Source organism: Hugenholtzia roseola DSM 9546 (assembly GCF_000422585.1).
Lineage (GTDB): Bacteria > Bacteroidota > Bacteroidia > Cytophagales > Bernardetiaceae > Hugenholtzia > Hugenholtzia roseola.
Map to the genome: position 1 here is coordinate 163,021 of NZ_KE383885.1, position 20,499 is coordinate 183,519.

General features: G+C 37.2%; 14 protein-coding genes. 3 read left to right on the forward strand and 11 right to left on the reverse strand.

The features are described from left to right. Positions 1 to 9: 9 nt before the first annotated feature. Positions 10 to 5,577: a hypothetical protein gene (locus tag G500_RS0118470; RefSeq protein ID WP_027003615.1), complete on the forward strand. Its 5,568-nt coding sequence runs from the start codon at positions 10 to 12 to the stop codon at positions 5,575 to 5,577. Here the strand turns inward: G500_RS0118470 and pdxH are convergent. Continuing rightward, complete coding sequence (gene pdxH, locus G500_RS0118475; protein ID WP_027003616.1) at positions 5,566 to 6,225, reverse strand: pyridoxamine 5'-phosphate oxidase; 660 nt, start codon at positions 6,223 to 6,225, stop codon at positions 5,566 to 5,568. The two genes, G500_RS0118470 and pdxH, sit on opposite strands and share 12 nt — an antisense overlap. Positions 6,226 to 6,473: 248 nt before the next feature. On the opposite strand from pdxH, the gene G500_RS0118485 reads away from it, so the two are divergent. Beyond that, positions 6,474 to 8,237, forward strand: a complete 1,764-nt coding sequence (locus tag G500_RS0118485; RefSeq protein ID WP_027003617.1) for an ABC transporter substrate-binding protein — start codon at positions 6,474 to 6,476, stop codon at positions 8,235 to 8,237. Between the two features lie 80 nt (positions 8,238 to 8,317). Here G500_RS0118485 and G500_RS0118490 read toward each other — a convergent pair whose 3' ends face one another. The 9 genes from G500_RS0118490 to G500_RS0118545 all read right to left on the reverse strand — a co-directional run bounded on the left by G500_RS0118490 (position 8,318) and on the right by G500_RS0118545 (position 18,780). Continuing rightward, complete coding sequence (locus tag G500_RS0118490) at positions 8,318 to 8,812, reverse strand: hypothetical protein (RefSeq protein WP_027003618.1); 495 nt, start codon at positions 8,810 to 8,812, stop codon at positions 8,318 to 8,320. 19 nt (positions 8,813 to 8,831) lie between these two features. Continuing rightward, a complete protein-coding gene (locus G500_RS0118495) occupies positions 8,832 to 9,536 on the reverse strand; it encodes a fatty acid desaturase (protein WP_035758035.1) in 705 nt (234 codons plus the stop codon). 18 nt (positions 9,537 to 9,554) lie between these two features. Continuing rightward, positions 9,555 to 9,791, reverse strand: a complete 237-nt coding sequence (locus G500_RS0118500; protein WP_027003620.1) for a hypothetical protein — start codon at positions 9,789 to 9,791, stop codon at positions 9,555 to 9,557. 24 nt (positions 9,792 to 9,815) lie between these two features. Beyond that, the gene (locus G500_RS0118505) at positions 9,816 to 12,692 is read right to left on the reverse strand and encodes a CHAT domain-containing tetratricopeptide repeat protein (protein WP_027003621.1); all 2,877 of its coding nucleotides are present in this window, start codon (positions 12,690 to 12,692) and stop codon (positions 9,816 to 9,818) included. Between the two features lie 13 nt (positions 12,693 to 12,705). Further along, positions 12,706 to 13,044, reverse strand: coding sequence for a GRAM domain-containing protein (locus G500_RS0118510; protein ID WP_027003622.1), 339 nt, complete (start codon positions 13,042 to 13,044; stop codon positions 12,706 to 12,708). A 7-nt stretch (positions 13,045 to 13,051) separates the two neighbouring features. Continuing rightward, positions 13,052 to 13,453 carry a hypothetical protein gene (locus G500_RS0118515; protein WP_027003623.1) on the reverse strand — a complete coding sequence of 134 codons (402 nt, stop codon included), beginning with the start codon at positions 13,451 to 13,453 and terminating at the stop codon, positions 13,052 to 13,054. Between the two features lie 101 nt (positions 13,454 to 13,554). Continuing rightward, positions 13,555 to 13,884, reverse strand: coding sequence for a DMT family protein (locus G500_RS0118520; RefSeq protein ID WP_027003624.1), 330 nt, complete (start codon positions 13,882 to 13,884; stop codon positions 13,555 to 13,557). A gap of 270 nt (positions 13,885 to 14,154) precedes the next feature. Beyond that, positions 14,155 to 18,105, reverse strand: a complete 3,951-nt coding sequence (locus G500_RS0118530) for a SpoIIE family protein phosphatase (RefSeq protein WP_027003626.1) — start codon at positions 18,103 to 18,105, stop codon at positions 14,155 to 14,157. A gap of 297 nt (positions 18,106 to 18,402) precedes the next feature. Next, on the reverse strand, positions 18,403 to 18,780 hold the full coding sequence (locus G500_RS0118545; RefSeq protein WP_027003627.1) for a DUF3276 family protein: 378 nt from the start codon (positions 18,778 to 18,780) through the stop codon (positions 18,403 to 18,405). Positions 18,781 to 19,002: 222 nt separating this feature from the next. Between G500_RS0118545 and G500_RS0118550 the strand changes: the two genes are divergently transcribed. Next, entirely contained in the window at positions 19,003 to 20,331 is a 1,329-nt protein-coding gene (locus G500_RS0118550; protein ID WP_154657224.1) for a PAS domain-containing sensor histidine kinase, read from the forward strand. Here the strand turns inward: G500_RS0118550 and G500_RS26305 are convergent. Then, positions 20,314 to 20,499: hypothetical protein (locus G500_RS26305; RefSeq protein ID WP_027003629.1), on the reverse strand; the 186-nt coding region annotated here is incomplete at its 5' end. The two genes, G500_RS0118550 and G500_RS26305, sit on opposite strands and share 18 nt — an antisense overlap.

A 20,499-nucleotide genomic window follows, 5' to 3' on the forward strand; every position in this document is an offset into this window, starting at 1 on the left:
TTATACATTATGTCTAACCTATGTTCAATAAACGGATTTTTATCCAATACTAACACAAGAATAGAATTTTACAAGTCTGTTATTGAGTTAAGTCAAAGTATCGTTTCTGATTTTTTTTATGTAACAAAAAATTACGCAACTTTAGACAATATACCTCAAGAGCAACTGCAAAAAGATTTATTAAACACTATACAATCAAATGAACTTTTTAAAAAACTTAAAAATGTATTTAATACAGGTTCTCCTGAACAAAAGTCACTTGCTGGAGCTATAATATCTTACGCTCTTGGAGATCTAAAAAGCGAAATAAATAGCCAAATAACTTCAGAAACGTCAGTAGTTTTAGATATTTTTAAAAAATTTAATATTTCGAACGATTCTCGAGGAAAACTAAAACTTATAAATTCTTATGAAAATCCGCTGTTTGTTAATTTTTTAAATGAAGCCAGTGTATTCTTTTCAGCTATTCAAAAACAAGACACAACAGACCTTCTACAAATCCAACAACAATTAGAAGAAACACTAAGATTTGAACTACCTGCACCAGCTCCACAAAAAATAGAACCAGAAAATAAAACTACTACTTCTGTTGCGGAGGCAGCTGCGCAAGTGCCTATTACTCTTTCTACTGAAGCAATTGTACCAGAACAAACAAGTTATACAGACACTAATATTTCTTTTGAATTAATAGAAACAGAATCAGTTTTTAACAGCGCAGACGAAGAACAAGAAGAAGAGGCAGAATACAATGAAAACGCCTATAATTTCGAAGGTACTAATAGAGAAAGTATAAGAAAAATAGCAATAGAATGGAGTAAAGAGTTTTTTAAAAATAAATCGTTCAAATCTAATTCAGATATTGATAATTTTGTTGATGCACTTTATAACAAAAGTATAAAAGATATAACATTAGATGGCGAAAGTGTAAGTAGACTAAAACAGTTTCTAAAAAGAGAAGTAATTCAAGAATATCTTTTACAAATTCGCTATGCGCTACGCACTCCAAGAATAGTAGAGTCTGACGTTGTATTTAAAATTGAAGGTTTAAAGCCTAATGAATATTTAGTTTTTAATCATTACAGTGCTGACTATCCTGATGCTCCAAAATTTGATACACTTCCGCTGCAGCAAATGAATGATTTAAATCATCATTTCTCTAACTTCTTAGAAAAGAACAATTCAGCTAAAAATATACAACGTTATTTTAAAAATATTGATGATAAAAAACTATATACTTCTGGTTTAGCAATATACTCTGGTACTTTTATTTTTGGAGAAGATAGAGTTTTAGAAGTTGAAACAGATATTTTAAATTTCTATAAAAAAATAGAAGGTAAAAAACCAATTACAGAAACAAAAGATGGAAATCTTGATAGAACCTCAATTAGTTTAGGAATAGCTTTAAAGTTTAATTTTGAAACAGACTCCGAAAAAATAAAAGACGCAGTTGATTCATTAGTAACTGACGTAACTAATAAAATTTATCAAAATAAATCTGGTAGATTGTACGGTAATTTTAGTGAGGCTGAAAATGTAGATTTGATTTTTGGAGAAGTAGATGCTCAAACTATTGAAAAGAATAAAGTTAAAACAACTTTTGCATCATATTTTATTAATAAATCTGGTGAAATAGCTTTACCAGACTCGTGGTTTTTTAGAGATATAGATGAAAGAAATAGAATTACAGAAGTAAAATATTTTATTGAAAAAACAAATAAATATCAAGGTACTACTGACGGTACTAATCAAGTTGATAGTTTTATACTAAAACTAAAGTACAAAAAACAAGATAGTGAAAAAGAATATACAGTTATTATTGGTAATTTAGAACCTCCCAAAGCAGATTCAGGTAATTACCTTGAATTTTACAAAGAATTAAATGATTTATTAGGTAATAATAAAGAAGTACAAGTTACCAAAAATAATATTAGAGGTGTTGGTTTAGGTTCGATAAAAGAATTAGGTTATAGTTTATACGCCAACTCTGGTTATATGTATTTACAAAAATACGGCGGAAAATTTAATCAAGAAAAACACAATATTTATTTATTTCAAAATTTAATGACTGGCGGTGTATCAGACGCTGAAGTTTCAAGATTAAAAGAAAAACAAAAAGAATTAGCAGAAAAAATTAAAAAAAGTCCTAACTCTGAAAAACATAAAAAAATATTAAAAGCCTTAGGTTCATCTCCAAAAGAAATAGAAAAATTAAGTGTAGAAAAAATTATTGATATTTTAAATAGACCGCTAAGAATTGATACAAAAGATTATATAAAATTCTTAAAAAATCTTGGTTATATTGTTTCTCCAGTAATGATAAATACTTCGAGGAGAGGTAGTTCTATGTTATTTTTTACACCGCCGGGAACTGTAGTGAAAATTTATAATTCAGAAAGTAAAAAATTTGAAGAAAAACGTATTACAAATGAAAAAGAGTTAATAGAATATGTAAATAAATTAGTTACAGGAGGTAATGTTGCTGAGAGAGGTAGATTACTTGATTTATCCAGAGTAGGAATAAACGCAGTTTATTTAAGACGAAAAACCGTTGGAGTCAAAGAATTAAAAGAATTATCACAATTAACCCAAAGTATTTCTACAAAATCTGAGGGCAATAAAACAAATTTAAAAAAGCAACAATTATTTAATTTTGCACAGGCAAAATATTTACATTTTTTGGTGAGTCAAGATTTACAAAAGAATAATGATAATTTAACTCCAGAAGAACAAAATATAGTTAAAGAAATTAAAGGTTTATTCTTTAGTGACTTTGAAAAATATCATACAATTTTTGATTCATTAAATGATGAAAAAACTCAAGAAGATATTAAAGAATATGTTAATTTAGCTTTAAGTTTTGAAAATCAAATTGATAATTACTTGTTTTTTTCGGAGAGTCAGAGAGGTATTTTAAAAACTTTAAAAAATAAAGGTATAACAAATTTAAAAGATTTATTTTCAACAGAAAGATTAAAAGAGCGGTTTAAATTATATTCAATTATTGTGCCTGACGAACGAGTCGCAGGTTTTTTAAATTTACAAGGTCTAACAGCAGCAGAATCGCGATTTTTTGATTCTACTCTTTTAAAATTAATTACAATCGGTAGACAATTAGATTATGCAAAAAGTTTAGGTTTAAAACTTGAAGATATAATTAGTTCATCTACTGTATCTAATTGGAACAAAAGAAATGATGTAAAAACAGTTGGAAAAGACGGTAAATCAAAATCAACAGCTTTTTTTGATTTTTCTGGAGCTAAATTAATTGATGAAAACAGTGCGTTTACAATTTTTGAGCAGCCCGAAATTTTAAGTGAAAATAAAGCAGAATTAGAAAAATATAATACTTTAACTTATAATTCTATACTTAAACATTTAGACGGTAAAAATATATTTCCTCTCTCAGCGTTTGAAGAATTGAGTTCAAGACAAAAAGAAACATTAAAAAATGGTTTGAAATTAAAACTAAGTACAACAGCAGATTTTAATACAAAAGAAAAAATATCAAATTTATTTAATAGTTTAATAAAAAATATTTCAGAAAATATTTCAAAAAAAACAAACGAAAAAAGAATAAAAGTATTTGAAAATCTATTAGACCAACTCCAAAAAAATCAAAAGAAAATAAATGATTTATCAGATGATGATTTTAAAAATTTAAAAGAATTTGAACTTTACTCAAATTATATTGAAATTGACGGTGAAGTTTTTATTGGAGTGGCAGATGGAAAAGAAGTTTATAGTTTAGACGGAAAATATATAAATTATATGTTTAGAGTTTTTCCAGAAGTTGAGGTAGATAAAATCAAAAAAAGAAAATCTGTTATTTTAACATTAAAAAAACAAGACTTAACAGATAAATTTAATGAAAGAGTAGAAAAAAATTATCAAGAATATATAAACTCAGATACTCCAAAACAAAAACAGTTATCAAATAAATATGCTTTTGATAATTTCGGTGGATTAAGTGAATTTAATGATTCAGATTTTGATAGAAAATTAAATATAAAAACTAAAATGAACTTAAGACGAAACAACTTAAGTTTTAATTCAGATAATTACGGAACTATAGTTCAGACTGGTAATAAAAATGTATTAAAAGTAAATATAGATTCGGTAGGTTCTTTTACTAATACTATTTATGAAGGCGGTGTAACAGCAGACGTAGTATTAGAATATTTTAAAACTGTTTCTACTGGTAAAAGTGAAGCAGAATCAATAGAAAAAGCAGAAGTAACATCTGCTCAAGAATCGGAAAATCTTGATTATCAATTAGTTTATAATCCTGCGGTTGATTATGTAAAAGCTAAAGTTACTCGAACAAAAGATAATAGATTTAAAGAAGCTGCAAAACTTTTTGTAAAAAGAGACGGTGAAATTATTGATATTTCTGAAGAACTTACTTTTGCTTTTGCCAATCCATCGCAGTTTCATTTAGTGTTAGGAAATCCAACTAAAACTGTGCAGAGGGATAGAGAAAAACCATCTACAATAGTTAGTGAAGAAAAAGTTACAAAGTCTGTTGAAAGTTTTACTACTGCTGAAGAATTTGCTGAAAGATATTTGGAGTTAGCTTATCCGCAGTTCGATAAATCTTCAGTATCACATAGGTCAGTTAAAGATTTTATGTCTGCTGTGTTTTATTTAGGAGAAGTTGAAGTTACAAATGAAAAGCCTTTACTTGCACGATTTAAGCCTTTAGAATCAATTCTTGAATATCACAAAGCCGCACCTGTATACAATGAGATAAGAGAGTTAGTAGATAGAGCACAAGAGCAATTGGATAGCTGGACTAGATTAACACTTAGACCTAATCCTGGTGGCTTATTAGAAGATATACCTGAAATATTAAAATACAATCTTTCAGATCTATATTACATGTCAAAAATGAATGTTAAAGATACTATATTTGATTTTTACTCTAATGGAAATATTGAAGAAGGTGCCGGTATAACATTAATATATGACCTTATGGCAGAAAGTATAAAAGAAGATCTTGCAAAAATTTATTCTTCAAAAAATACATCTCAAGAATTTAATCCATTTGAAGATGATCTATTTAGAACAGAACAAAAAGCCCAACCAATAGATTATGATATACCAGAACAAGAAGCCTTATCAATTATAGCAAATGTTTTTGGAGAGGCTTTAAATAATGATGACATTAGATTTATTTCAAAACAAAGTTTTTTCAAAGGAAAACAGATTTTAGGAAAAGCAGCAAAAGATGTATTAGAATTTCATACAAAAGATGATTTAGTTTCAGAGCAAGTGGTTAGACACGAAATTTTGCATAAAATTTTGAATGAATTTATATCTCCAAAAAGATATAAAAAGATAGTAGAAGAAGCAAAAAGATTGATGTTAAAAGATTTAAATAATTTTTATGTTTCTGAACTAAGTAAAGACAAAGAGCTGTCATTAGATAATATTACTGATTCAGAAGCAGAGGAGTATTTGGCTTTGAAGTATGAAATAAGCCACAAAGAAGACCCTAACCCTTTGCCCTTGCTTGATGCACTAAACAAAGAGATAAGGTCGGGCTACTTTCGGAACAAAACCAAATCAAGGAGCTAATCTAACAATTTCCCAACTATTATTTTGGGCTTCCGTTTCATTTTTTTGGTAGGCAATTCTATCATGCAGGCGCGAGGGTCTGCCTTGCCAAAATTCAAAATAAGTGGGAATAAGGCGATAGCCCCCCCAAAAGGGCGGCAAGGGCAATTTTTCCGTTCCCTCAAACTCTTTTTCTACTTCTTCTTGTCGCTTTTCAAGCCAATTTCGGCTTTCCACTATCTTGCTTTGCGGCGAAAGCCACGCACTAAGCTGACTCCCACGCGGGCGGCTCTGAAAATAGGCTTGCGATTCGGCAGCGGTTATTTTTTCAATTTTACCCTCCAAACGCACCTGACGTTGTAGTTCTGCCCAAAAAAATAGCAGGGCGGCTTGGTTATTTTGTACAATATTTTGTCCTTTTCTACTTTCATAATTTGTAAAAAAAACAAACCCTTTTTCATCTACTTCTTTTAAAAGTACAATCCGCGCCGAAGGAAAACCGCGCTCGTCGGTTGTGGCAAGCGTCATGGCGTTGGGTTCAGCGGCTAATTGGGCTTGTAGAGCTTCTTCAAACCAAACTTTGAACTGCAAAAAAGGACTACTTTCTACATTATCTTCATCTAAACGATGGAGGCTATATTCTTGTCGTAAGTTCTTGATATTAAGCATTTTAATACGGCTTAGGGGAAGAAATAAATACAAAATAGCGTCAGAAAAGAAGCCCTATACAAGGCTGCTTCTTGCTTCCAAACAAAGATAAGGGCTTTTTGTCTAATTCTACACGCAATTCTTAGGCAAAATACTACTTTGCTATGCTTTTTTCCCTATTTTTGCGTTTCCTTAGCTTCGTTTTTTTCCTTTTTTATGACCAAAAAGGAAAAAAATAATTCTTAATTTCTACCAAACTTCCGATACTAATGACAAAAAAAATAATACTCTCTTTCTTAATCTTTTTTGTTTGCACCTCCTTACTATGGGCGCAAAATTGGCAAACGATGTATGAAAAAGGCAAAAATGAAATTAAAAATAAAAACTATAAACAAGCGCAAACTACCTTAGAACCGCTTGCTCGCACCTCGCCTATCGTCGGTTATCAACGACATGGGGCGTATCTCTATGCACTTGCAGCCTATCATAACAAAGATTTTGCTACGGCACGCCAAATTTTGCGCACACTTTTAGAGCAGCAGCCTAATTGGGAAGAGCGGCAGGAAGTCTTGCTTTTAGCTGCTACGGTTGCTTTTGAAGAAAAACAAACGGCGCAAGGCTTTGAGTATCTTAAAAATATTACAAATACAAATTTGAAAGAGCCTATTTTTAAGATGAAAAAAAATGTTTTTCAAAATTATCCCCTCGAACGAATAGAAACTCTTTATCAAAGCTATCCTCAAGATAGAGCCATTGCAGAGCTATTAGCGGACAAACTGGTGCAAAATCAAAATTTGCCACAGGCAAAAAGATTATTAGACGAAATTAAAAATAAATTTTCTTATACGCCTGAAATCAATACAAAAGTAGAAGCAAATGTACCGATAGAAACTCCTATCACGCAAATAGAGAAAAAAAGTAAGTACCAAGTTGGGGTCTTTTTGCCTTTTTTTGCAAGCGGAGAGCGCAATTTTAGTACAGAAAAAGATTACCAATTTGCAGTAGATTTGTATGCAGGCATGACGATTGCTAAAAATATTCTGTCAAATGAGGGCATCGAACTCGATTTATTGCCCTTTGATACAGAAAGAAACGAAGGAAAATTAAAGTCTTTTTTAAATCAATCTAATGCTAAAAATCTCGATTTATTAGTAGGGGCATTGTATCCAAATACGTTGCCTTTATTGAGCGATTTTGGTCGTCAGCATAATATTCCTGTTTTAAATCCTATTAGCACCAATTCGGATTTATCACAGAGTCATTCGCTTTATTTTTTGTACGAACCCAGCGAGCGCACCCAAGCGCAACAAGCTGCCGCTTTCGCACTTGACAAATTAGCACGAAAAAATGCTTATATCATTTATGACGAAAACAAAAAAAATGAAGTAATGGCGGCTTATTATCGCGATTTTATTCTCAAAAATGGCGGCGAAGTACGACTTTTTCACCAAACACAGGCGAGCAACAAGATTTACAGCAACTTACAACAAGCCCTCAAAGACCTCGCGCCACGCCGCACAGGAGCAAAAAATGATTTGGAGGAGTTAGACCCAGACGCGCATATCGTCGTTTTTACTTCGGAGGCTGCCACTGCGGGAACGTTTGTGAGCATTGTCGATGCTTCGGGGAAAAAAATTCCAACTATTATTACAAATAATTGGTTTAATTTTACACAAATCAACGCCGACCACTTCGAAAACCTAAACTTTTATGTCATTTATCCTGATTTTATCGATAGCAATCGCCCCGAAGTAAAAGAATTTTTCAATTTGTATTGGGAAAAAAATAATACTTTTCCTTCTGATTTTTCTTATATCGGTTTTGAATCGGTTTATTATTTTGGCAAAATGTTAGGACTTTATGGCAAGCAAATGCCGCAAGGTATCAGACAGCAAGACTTTATGCAAGGAAAAGTCATGCTCGGACACGACTACCGACATACCACTACCGACAATAAATTCGTTCCCATCTTACAATGGAAAAAGGGCGAAGGCTTAATTTTGAGCAACGACCCAAACCAAATAAAGGACTAATATTTGTATTTTGGGTAAGAAATTGACAAAAAAACAAAACCTATCTTGTTATCAAGATAAGTTTTTTGCGCCTTAAAAATTTAGAAAACAGAGTATAGCAGGATAAGAATATCCACAAAAGTCCAAAATATTTGGGTAGCAAAACGCCAAGGACGGTTCGCAAAAAGTCCGCCAATGAGCAGCAAAAAGCCCCAACAAATGCCTATGAGCGTTAGCACACCCAACGTTGTGAGCATGTAGGGTAGCGGCAGGCAGAACACAAGAAGCCCTGTGCCGATAATAATGGCTGAACGCCTGCCATTACCTTGCTCCTTTTCCGCTTTTTTTCGTATCATTTTTTCTATTCGCGCCTGTTTTTTTTGTATCTTTTTAGCAAGCGAATTTGTCTTTTCTGGCTTTGCGTCTATTTTTTTATCGTTTAAAGATAAAGATTTATCGTTTGCTTTTTTAAGCAATTTTGTTTTTCTAACCGCCATGCCTTCCGAAGAAGCAGCAAAAACAGGTGAAAAATAAATAATAAAAATTAGACAAAAAAACGAACAAAAAAGTAGATGTTTAGAAAGTTTGATATACATAACAATAAAGATTTGAAGTTTAAAAATGTTGTTTTTCTTTTTCTTGATACAATTTCCACCAAGGCGTGCGTGGCGAATCATGATGCTCGTAATGATAACCAAAAAAATAACAAGAAACAAATGCCCAAAGATGATTTTTCGCCTGTGAGCGCGAATGGTGCGCATTAGCGGGTCTTTTCCGATGCGGCAAATACGTGCCAAAATAAAAAAGTTGAAAAGTGGAAAGAACGGCAGGAAGCATCCAATAAAAAATAAGATTTTCTACGGGCAAAAAAAGTTTTAAAATATTATAGGTAATTGCCATTAAAAGAATTTGCCAAATATTGATATATTCTTTTGCAAAATTAAAGTACCAAATCCAGAAGCCGCCTTCATGAAAATCGGGGTCTTTGTCGGTTGCGACAAAACGGTGATGCAAGTGATGTTTTTTATTCAGATTGTCATAAAAATTATAAGAAAAAAGAGCGGCACAGATGCGCCCAATGTTGTGATTGAGTCGCGAATTGTGGCTTACAGTGCCATGCATGGCATCATGGGCTGTGATAAAAATGCCTGTGTATAAATGCGTCTGCCACAAAAACAGGAGATAGGTTAGCGGAGAGTCCCATTTTATTTCATATTGTAAAAGAAAAAAAAGAGAAACAAACCAAGTAGTAATGAGCGAACAAGCAAGCCAGACCCCAAAGTTGGGCAATTCTAACAGAAATTCTATCTTTTTTTTCATCTTAGTTGTATCTTGTTTTTATTTGATTTCTTCAAAATCGGCATAGCCTTCCTCGCCTTCGTCGGGGGTAGATTTGCGTTTGGCAGCCCCTTTTGGCTTTAAAATGGTTAGATTTCCAAATTGTATGGGTTGCTCCTGTGTGTGGCTTTGTGGAAACCGTCGGCGCAGTAGTAGCAGAGAAAGACGCAACAAAAGCCCCAAAAGGAAAGGCGAAAGTAGCAAAATTGCCACCATGACAAGCAAGAATTTGAGCATATTGTTTTCGAAAAGAGATGGTAATTATTGTCCTATCAAAACGAAGGCTGCCCAGTAGTAAGGGGCTTTAAAGTCTTGATTTTCAATCATTTGCCTCTTGGCTTTTTGTAAAGCCTCGCTTGCAGAAAGCTGTTCCTCGATAAGATAATGGTAGAAATTTCGCATCAATACCGCCGTAGATTCGTCGGCAACATTCCAAAAAGATAAGACTAAATCTTTCGCGCCTGCATAGGTCAGGGCGCGTGAAAAACCCAAAAGTCCTTCTCCTTTTGCTTTTTTTCCCAAACCTGTTTGGCAGGCAGAAAGCACCGTTAGTTCGGTATCGAGTTTTAGGTTGTAGATTTCGCCCACAAAAAGAAAACCATCTTGGCTTGTCGAATCAGCGCGATTGAAATAGATTTTAGATAGTTCTGGATTTTGCGCATCTACTACGCCATGAGTGGCGATATGCAGGTAGGCAATGGGCGTAGCCTCCGCATTTTTAAAGGCGTTTTCGCTGGCATTTTGGTAAGTAAAGATAGTTGCTTCTTTCTGATTTCGTTTAAATATTTGTGCAATATCTTCTACTTCTTGGGCAGTGGCAGGCAAATTTTGAAGGGCGGCTTGATTTTGTTTATCGAGAAAATTGAACTCGATGGGTGCGAAAAGGTAAATATTTTGCAGCGCGGTGGCAGTTTTTTTATCAGATGTTTGTGTGCGATTGAGAAAAAGTTGGATAGAATAATCGTAGGAAATGATTTTGTTTAGAAAGAGATAATCATAGCTTTGTGCCTCATTTTCAGCTACTTGACGATGCTTAGACGCTAAAAGCACTTCAAAGGGAAGGGTTTGTAGATTTACTTCGGGTATGATGACCCATTTAGAAAGTCGGTCTTTGTCAAGCGCAGACGGGATAAGTTCTCTATAAAGTTTGTAGGCTAAATCTTGATACAATACTTCATTTTTGAAGAAAAGTGCATTTCTAAATCCTATCATTTTTTTATCAAAATCATCTGATTTAGGAAGGTCAAAAATTTCTAAATTTTCTTTATCTATACTAAAAATATACCAACGCCCATTTTTTTCTGCTTCAAAGAAGCTAAGAAGTCGCGTTTCTTTTGGAAGTTGGGCTTGAATTTGAGCCAATTCAAGGCTTTGATTTTGATATTTAAGCTGATAATAGGCAGGATATTGATTTTCTAAACTATCTATAAAATTTTGATAGGTTTGCCTTAAAATAAGAATTTGACTGCGATAGTGTGCCTCTTTTTCTTTTTCGCTTGCCAATTTCTGTTCTAAAAAAGTAAGCTCGGCAGCCAAATTGCGCTCACGCTCCAATAAAGGCGCGGGTATGCCTGCAAATTGCTTGGCGTTTGCGTCTGCAATGGCTTCCAAAAGCGTGGCAGATTTGCTTCGCTCTGCAAAATAAAGTGCTTTTTGATAGTAAAATTGTTTTTGCAACGTATTTTCCGCCAATAAAAGGGCGGCTTCTATGGCGGTTTCGTATAAAAGAATAGCGGTTTGACCCAATAAAAGTTTATCTTTTTTATTATTTCGTTCATTTCGCGCCTGTTCCAAAAAAGAATCGGCGGCGTAGAGGCTCGCCAAAGCATCTTTTAAATCCTTATTGGATAGGCTCTGACGATTGTAACGGCTAACCAACGTTTGCGCTTTAAGGGCAAAACTATTTAAAAGGAGTTCTATATTGTAAGGAATTGCCGTTTTTTCAGGATTTTTTTCCTGTGCTTTTTCATTAAACTCAAAAACATTTGAGATAAGAGCCGCCTGAAAAGCAGTGAGAGCCGCTTGAAAATCCTCATTGTGAAGGTGCAGTTGCCCAATTTGATTAAAAGTAGAGGCTATTTCGGGGTGCTTTTCACCATACGCCTCCAAATAAATGGCAAGTGCTTTTTGGTAAAGATTTAAAGATTCCTGACGCTTTTTGGCGTATTCGCGCTTGTTTTTATTGCGATATTGAAGGTCGTATAAATTGGCTAAGTTGCGGTATAGAAAGGCTACGTTGGGGTGATTTTCGCCCTCTTTACTTTTACGAATGGTTAAAGATTTTTCAAAATAAGTCAAAGCAGTTTCATACAGACCCTCTGCCTGATAGGTAAGCCCTAAATTATTGTAGGCTTGTGCCACTTTGAGGTGGTCTGCCTCATAACTTTTCAGATAAAGACTTAGGGCTTGTTCGTAATAAAATTGCGCCTTAACAAGGTCTATTTCTGTGTAAATAAGTCCTAAATTGTTTAGCGTAGCAGCCTTTTCTGTCGCATAAATTTTATCAAAATCTGTTATCTTTTTTTCTAAACTATCTAAATAAAAAAGTGCGTTATTGAGAAAATCTATCGCCGACTCTTGGTTTCCCGAATACCAATTTAAAATGGCTAAGTTGTTGTAAGTCAGGTTTTTAGTTTTGTAAAGGCGGATTCTTTCTTCTATTTTTTCGGTTTTTGGCAGCATTTCAATTTCTCTCGTCTTGTCTTCTACAAGCATCAAAGCCTCTTTAAAAAACAAGTTGGCTTTGTCGTTTTTGCCTTCTTTTAGGCGCAGCAAGCCCAAATAGTTTAGCGTTTGCGCTTCAAGAAGTGGAAGTTGGAAATTGGCGCGTGCTGCCGCTAAGGTCTGTTCGCCTAATAAAAAAGCCTCTTTTTCTTTGCCCAAGGCAGTAAGGGTTGCTACTTTTCCATTTTGTGCCAAAGCAATTTCGGGCAGGAATTGTCCTCCTTTTTGCGCATGAATGGTTAGGATATTATCAAATTTGGAAAGTGCAGTTTCAAATTCAGATTGTTCTAAATCCTGCAAGGCAAGTTGCAAATTTTGTCGCAACTCGTCCATGTAAGTTTGTGCCTGCAAATTGAAAAAATGAGCAAGAAAGAGCATCAAAAAAGTGAGAATTTGAAAAATAAACGGTTTCATAGGTAGTTGCTTTTTAATGAGAATGGAGTTTGGAAAGAAGTGCTTGCATTTTTTGTGTAGATGCCAGCCCCGCTTCAAAGAGATAAATCTGACCCGATTTGAGCGTTAGGCGCAAATAATTGAAAAGTAGATATTTTGAAAATCGCTCTACTTTCTTAATTTCTTCTAACTTGATTTCTATAATACCCTCGATGGCATCTACCCCAGCGGCGCGAATTTGGAAGAGTCCTTCAAAATAAAACGCCTGATTGGTCAGATAGGCTTTGCCGTTGTATTTTTCACCCGTTGGGAGGCGGTAGAAAAAGGCTTGTTGATGCAAAAGTTGTTCATTTTCTTTTTTTAGAAGTGGCATAATTTTACTATTTTGTTGTCTTTACGGTATCTTTTTGAATAAAAGCCATACTATCAGGCACAGCAACTGCCTTGCTTTCGCGGTATCGCATCTCACGTGCAATGAGGGAATCTTGCAAATTTTCGGCAATTTGTTTGTGCAGGCGTGCATTTTCCGCCATCTCCTCTACTTTGGCACGCGCTTTTTCGGTTTCAGAAACCTGCCAAAACGCAATCGCCCCCAAGATGAGCATAATGGCAAGCGAAACGACGGCAAGCAGGCGCATTTGCCGCTCTTTTTTCTGCACCTGTGCCGCTATGTTCGCCTCGGCGTTCCAATCGCTGCTTAAAGCTAAGGCATTTTCGGCTAAAAAGGCATCAATGCGTTCTTTTTGTGCGTCGTTTTCTATTTCTATTAGGATTTTTTTCATATTTTTAAGAAAAAAAGTGGTCAAAAGTGCAGGAAATGAGCCAACAATGGGCAATCAGTGGGCGATAAATGGGTAATAAAAAAGGTGCAAGCAAAGCGGACTTAGAATTTTTTAAAGATAAAAAAAACTGCCAACACAAGGAAAACAAAGCCCACTAAATAGTTCCAGCGAAATTCCTCTTTCAAATAAAAGATAGAAAATCCTACGAAAACTACCAAAGTGATTACCTCTTGTATAATTTTGAGCTGTGTAGCAGAAAAGACCCCATGCCCGTAGCGATTGGCTGGTACTTGTAGGCAATACTCAAAAAAAGCAATTCCCCAACTTACTAAAATTACTTTCCAAAGTGAAACCTCTTTGTATTTTAGATGCCCATACCAAGCAAAAGTCATAAAAATATTAGACAAAACAAGCAAAATAATTGTTTGCATAGTGTTATGAAAATAAAACCATATTTTTAGTAAATTTTAAAAATATTAAAATTGCGCCCGCTTTTCTGACTACAAAAGTAGCAAAAAAGCGGCGTTTGAATCGCAAAAAATACAAGTGCGAGCGCATAGTGCTGTCGGTTTCTACCCAAAGCCCTATCCTTTTAGATTTTACACAAAATAAAATTTGGCTTGAACCCTATTTTAAAACAGAAACCTATTCTTTGTTCCTACCTCGACCTTTTCCCTACGCAAGGGGCTATTTTAAAATCCTTAAAAAATTGAGGCAGAAACCCTAAACGCTAAGAAGCTAATATCGTCGCGCTGTGGCGCATCTTGCTGATGGGCAGCCAAAAACTGCGCTAAGGCTTCGTCTTGTTTGGGAAGTGGCTCTTGGGCTATTTTTTCTAAGAAATTGAGCAAACCTTGTGTGCCAATTTTAGAGTCTTGGGGGTTTGCTTGGTCAGTAAGTCCGTCGGTAAAAAGATAAAAAAGCGTGTCTTTGGGCAGCGAAAGGCGATGATTTTCAAAAGCAATCGCCTTTCTGCGTTTGTAGCCGCCAATGGAACGCGCCGTTCCTTTGAGCCTACTGATGTCGGTTTTGGTAGGATTTTGATACCAAAGAGAACGCCCTGCACCTGCAAATTCTACCTGCATGGTATCGGTTTGGTTGCTATCTTTGGAAAAGGCGCAGAGTACGATGTCCATGCCGTCGGCGTTGTAGGTCTGCTCTTGGCGCAAGGTATGTTTTATCTGTTGATGTATCCACTCCAAAATAGCGGCAGGGCTTGAAATCTTACGCGCACTCACCGCCTCCGAAAGAATGGTTTTGGCGAGCATAGACATAAAAGCACCGGGAACGCCATGCCCTGTGCAATCTACTAAGGCTACAAAAAGATGGGTTTCGGTTTTTTCTACCCAATATAAATCGCCCGAAACAATGTCCTTCGGCTTGTAAAGTAGCGAATAGGCTTCAAAATGCCGCTCCAATTCTTGCGAAGTGGGCAGGATTGCCTCCTGAATGGTTTTGGCGTAGCGAATGGAATCAGTAATATTTTGGTTTTTATTGGCAATGACCTGATACGCCGTAATGTTTTCAAGGGCAATGGCAATGTAGGAAGCCAAACCATTTAGAAGCTCCACTTCTATTTTCGAATAGGTATGTTGCGCCAAACTTTGCACCGTCAGCACCCCAATAAGCCTATTTTCGGTACGCAAAGGCAGATAAACCAAAGAAGTAGGCACTCCCCCCACAACGGCTTGCTGCGCCGCCATCAATGCAGAATATTCTTTGAAAACGTCGTGAATGATAATTGCCTCATTTTCAAGCACACAGCGCACCGAAAACTTTTCCGTTTCTTTCAAAGAATCGTAATGAAAAGGCAGAGCTTCGCCTTTTTCTAAAAAGTCTTTAAATTCTATTCGTTTTTGTGATTCATTATACAAGCCAATACCAAAACCATCTGTGGGCATCAAAGCATTGATGTTTTCATAAACCGTCTGAATGAGTTGGGAAACATCTAAAATATGGGTAATTTTTTTACCCAATTCGCTCAAAGTTCTGATGTCTTGATACGATTTTTCTACTTCTTCGTATGCCTTTTGCAGACTTTCTGCCTGCGTCGCAATCTCTTCTTTTTGAACATTGATAGCCACATTCGCTTCCATTAGATTATCTGCCTGCACCTGCAATTCCTCTTTTTGTTGGGAAATTTCAGCAGTACGGGCAATAATAGTGGCTTCGAGCCTGCGTTTGTCGCGCTCCAAACGGTAGGTATTCAGGCGCACGATAAGCCCTATGGCAATAAAAATGGCGATTGCATACAAAAGATAGGCTATTTTGCTGCGATACCAAGGCGGCATCACTTGAAATTCATAGACCAAAGGCAGACTTTCTACGCCCCAAATGTTGCGAGCTTGCAGGTGCAAACGGTACTCCCCTTCCTGCAAATTGGTGTATTCTTTCTGATTTTTTTCGCCCCAAGCCGACCATTTTTCATCTATACCCTCCAAACGGTAGCGGTATTCGGTATAAAAAGAGCGCGTCAGAAAAGGCGAAGCAAAGGTAAAGCGAAGGTTATTTGTTTCGATAGGCAAGACAAGCCGCTGGTGCGCCGTTGCCGTAAAAAGTGGCAAGCTGTCAGCATCAAAATAAACGCCACCAAAGAGCAGCGAATCGGTTTCGCCCATGTATTCTACACTACGCAAAAAGACGGTAGGCACATCTTGATAATCTATTTTTTGGTTTAAATCAAATAACAAAAAACCCTTATCAACGGCAAAGACAAGTTGTGAATCGGCGAGAAAAGATTTGCCATAGGAAATATAGCGGCGAAGTTCCTCCAAAAGAAAACCCTCCTTCTGGTAGCTATTGTCGCCCTTTTTGCGCAAAACACCGCGATTGCCCGACTTTCCTGTAAGCCAAATATTGCCTGCTTTGTCTTCCTTCAAATCTACTTTTTCTTTTCCTACCAAATCGTTCCAAAAATTAGACGCTGCAAAATGCTCCGTCTTTTGGTCATACTCAAAAAAACCAAATTCATTATTTACATAAATTTTGTCTTTGATTAGATACAAATTGTTTTCTATGCTGGTAGGCAATTCCCCATTTTCTTGTTGGTAAAGGCGCACTTCGGTTACGCTGTCTGTCGTTTGGTCTATTTTGAGGCGAAAAATCCCCTTGTTTTCCTGATTGACCCACCAATAACCCTTGTGATAGAGCAAATTGCGGGTGCGCTCCTCAAAACCTGCCAAATCGCGTACTTGCCACTTTGCCCCCTCCTCTGACGAAGGCTGCAAGATTGCCATGCCCTCATTTCTACGCCCTACTAAAAGTTGTGGCGTTAGGGGCGTAGGCGCAATCGCACCATAAAAGCCCTCTGGCACGATAGCGGTAGCCTTGCCCTCTGAAACTTCAAAGACGTTGTTGCTGTGCGCAAAATAAAGTTTTTGCTCCTGCTCCCTGACCTCGATGGCATAGCCCTGTGTTTCGGGTATAAATTCAAACTTTGCCTTTTTGCCATCAGCAGGGTTGTAAAAATTGGGGTAGGGCAAAGCATAAATGCCCTGCGTTGTGCCTGCATAGATAAAATTGCGCTTCGGGTCTAAGCTAAGATTCAAGCCCTGCCCTACCATGCCGTCTAAGTCGCTAATTTGCCAAAAGGGGTAGCCCAAATGCACACAATCGATGCCCAAGTCGGTAGCGAGCCAAAGATTTTTTTCGCTATCTAAAAACAAGTCGTAAATCGTGCTACTCTGCAAGCCCGTTTCTTTGGTCAGATGCAGTTGGATATTGCCCTGATTGTCTATCACAAAAAGCCCGTCGCGCGTCGTGCCTACGGCAATTTGTGAGGCAGAAAGGCGCGTACTAACATAGGCACGCATCTGCTCGAAGTGCTTTTGGGCAGCATAGCTTTTTGTTTCGAATTGGTTTTGAGAAAGCCGCCCTACTTTCATTCTACCCCAAACCTGCCACTGCTCGGCAGCTTCGGGGTCAGGATAAATGCCAAACACAAAATCGCGCATAAAAAGGCTCGTATCTGCCAACACCTGAACCGTTTGAGGCGTTACGCGCAAAAGTCCTTTTTTGGAATCTTCTATCAAAATATCATCATCAAGACAAAAAGCCTTGTGGAAACGCCCTTTTTCGGAGGCAGCCACCACTTTGAGAAAAGTGCCTGCAAAAGAGAAATGAAAAAGATAGGGATTGGTTCGGAAAAAAACACCCTCTTTGGTAGCAAAAGTCTGCCACACGTCGTCGAAATTGCGATACGCTTCGGGAATTTGATTTAAAAACGAAACATAACGCCAATTACCAATAGAATCCGCTTTGAGTTTGCCTACCTCACCTTTCGCACCTACAAAAATTTCCCCTGCCTGCGATACTGCCAAACTGCGCACCGTAGAGCCATTCGCCGTAGGGTAGGCACGCCAATCTTTGCCGTCGTATTCCAAAACGCCGTCCGCATTGCCCACATAGATAAAACCATTCTTGCCTTGTGTTACTGCCCAATTTTGTTGTGTGCCGCCATATTCTGTGTAAGCGAAATTCGTTATCAAAGGGCGTGCAATGCCCTTTAAGTTTTGCCCAAACTCCTGCGCCAGAAGTGTGGAAAAACTGCCCAAAATAGAAAACCACAGAAAAATACAAAGGCACAGCACTTTCGAAAAAAAGCCTAAGTCCTGCCTTTTTCCTACAAAAATAGAAAAGCGCGAATATTTCATAAAAACCAACCGTCTTACTAAAAAAGGAATATTTTGAAAATGGGGGGGGGGTAAAAATCCTGTCGCTTTTAAGGCGAAGGGAACGTTTTTTTTGTTTTTAGGGGTATGTTTGGCGCAAAGTAAGGATTTTTTTATTTGGGTACAAACAAAGGCTGCCTTTTATCTAAAAAAAAGAAAAAAATTGTGTTTTTAGGCAGCCCGACCTTCGATAATTTTGGAAATAAAAAAGCCAAAGCCCTCTATCTACGCGAAAGAGATACAACTTTGGCAAAAAAGAGAAGCAAGCAAAGCAGCAGGTTATTCACCCCAAGCATAAGGGTCGGCTTTGCCGTTGGAAGGCTCGTGTGGCTCTTGGGCTTCTAAATCGGCTTCGTACTCTGCCTCATACCCCTGACGGTCGTAGGCTTCGTAGTCGTAATCGGGCAGGAGTTCGGTCTTGACTAAGGCAATCGCCTCGCTCAAACCTTCCAAAAGTTTGTTGAAATCCTCCTTATAGAGAAAAACCTGATGCCGTTCGTAAAAGAAACCTCCACTGCGGCGAAACTGCTTTTTGCTTTCCGTCAGGACGATATAGAAATCGTCTTGTTCGCGCGTAGCCTTCACATCTACATAGTAGGTGCGCTTTCCTGCGCGGATTTTTTTCGAGAAGACCGTACCATTGTTCCCTTCTACCATCTTGGTTTCGACTTTTAAAGGTGAGTTAATGGGGTAAAGGTAGTATTTTTTGACTTTTTTCCAAAAAAAATCCTAAAAAAAACGTGGCACTGGCTCAAAAGCGGAAATTTTATCTTAGTTTTAGGCATGTGTAAGAAAATGGGCAGTTTGGCACTTACGTTTCGCCTTTTATCAAATTGATTCACTCCTATATAAGAAGGCGTTTGACGCTATCACACCTTTTTGACCCTCCGTATGTCCGACCTCAACAACCGATTTTTAGCAAGCCTCCAGCTTTGGCGCAAGATGCCTCCCATTTGGCATATTCCCCTAATTTATGCCTTTTTTAGCTACCTATGGATTATTTTTTCCGACAGGTTTTTGCTTTTGGCAGGAGTAGAAACGCATGAAACGTTGGTCTATCAGACCTTCAAAGGCTTATTTTTTGTTTCCATTACCAGCCTCTTGATTTATATTTTGATACGCAAGCACCAGAAGCGGCTTTTGGCACAGCAAAGGGTCTTATTGGAAAATGAGCGCAAATACCGCCTTCTTTTTCAAAAGCACCCTCTCCCGATTTGGGTCTATCAGCGTCAGGACGAGGTCTTTTTGGCAGCCAACAAAGTCGCCATCGAGCGGTACGGCTATATGGAAGAAGAACTTTTGAAGATGCGCCTCCCCGATATGCTGCTCAAACACGAGCCACCTATCTTTATCCACAAAAAAGGGACAGCCATTTTTGTAGAAACCTATCATTCGCCCATCGAATGGCAGGGCAAACCTTCGGTGATGCTTACCGCGATTGATATTACAGAAAAGACCCTTGCCGAACGCGAAAAACAAGCCGTCTTGAAAGAACTCAACGACTTTGTCTATCGCGCTTCTCACGATTTAAGAGGTCCCATTGTCCGAATTTTGGGCTTGGTGCAGGTGCTTTATTTGGAAAATCTAAATGCCCAAAGTCTGCATTATTTACAACTTTTGGAACACACCTCTGAACGCTTAGATGCCATTCTCAAACGCCTTTTGCTCGTCAATACCCTAAAAAATACACAGGCAACGGCTACTCCCATTCCCCTTCACGAATGGATAGAAAACTTCCTAAGCACTTGGCGCAACGAACACCCTTATTTTAAGTTTGAAAACCAAATAAGCGAACCAATTACCCTTTATGCAGACGCAACTTTGCTGCAAATTATTTTCGAAAATTTGATAGAAAACAGCCTGCAATATCGCAGCCTCAAAGAAGACGACGGCGTTTGGATAGGACTCCTATCCGCAGAAGAAGTACAAAACCTGACGGCAAATCACGATAAGACCCTCCCTCCCTCTTTTCAAGCCCTCTTTATCGCCGACAATGGTATCGGAATTGAAAGAGAAGCCCAAACGCGCCTTTTTGAGATGTTCTATCGTGGTACAGAACGCTCACAAGGCTCTGGCTTAGGGCTTTATATGGCGCACTTAGCCGCTCAAAAAATGGGCGGCGAACTTTTTTTAGGAAAAAAAGAAGACACAAACGCGCCTTTTTTAGCTCCATACACTACTTTTTTTGTCTTATTGCTTCCACTCTAAACAAAACAAAATTTGGCTTAAAACTCTTTTTGTTTCAATCTCAATAGGCGTTGTTACAACAGTCAGAAGGTCAAAAACGGGGTTTTGTGCTTGGTGCAAACCTGCTGAACCCCCACCCTGCCCTCCCCCCATAGGGGAGGGTTCGAAAACCAAATCATTTTTTTTGCA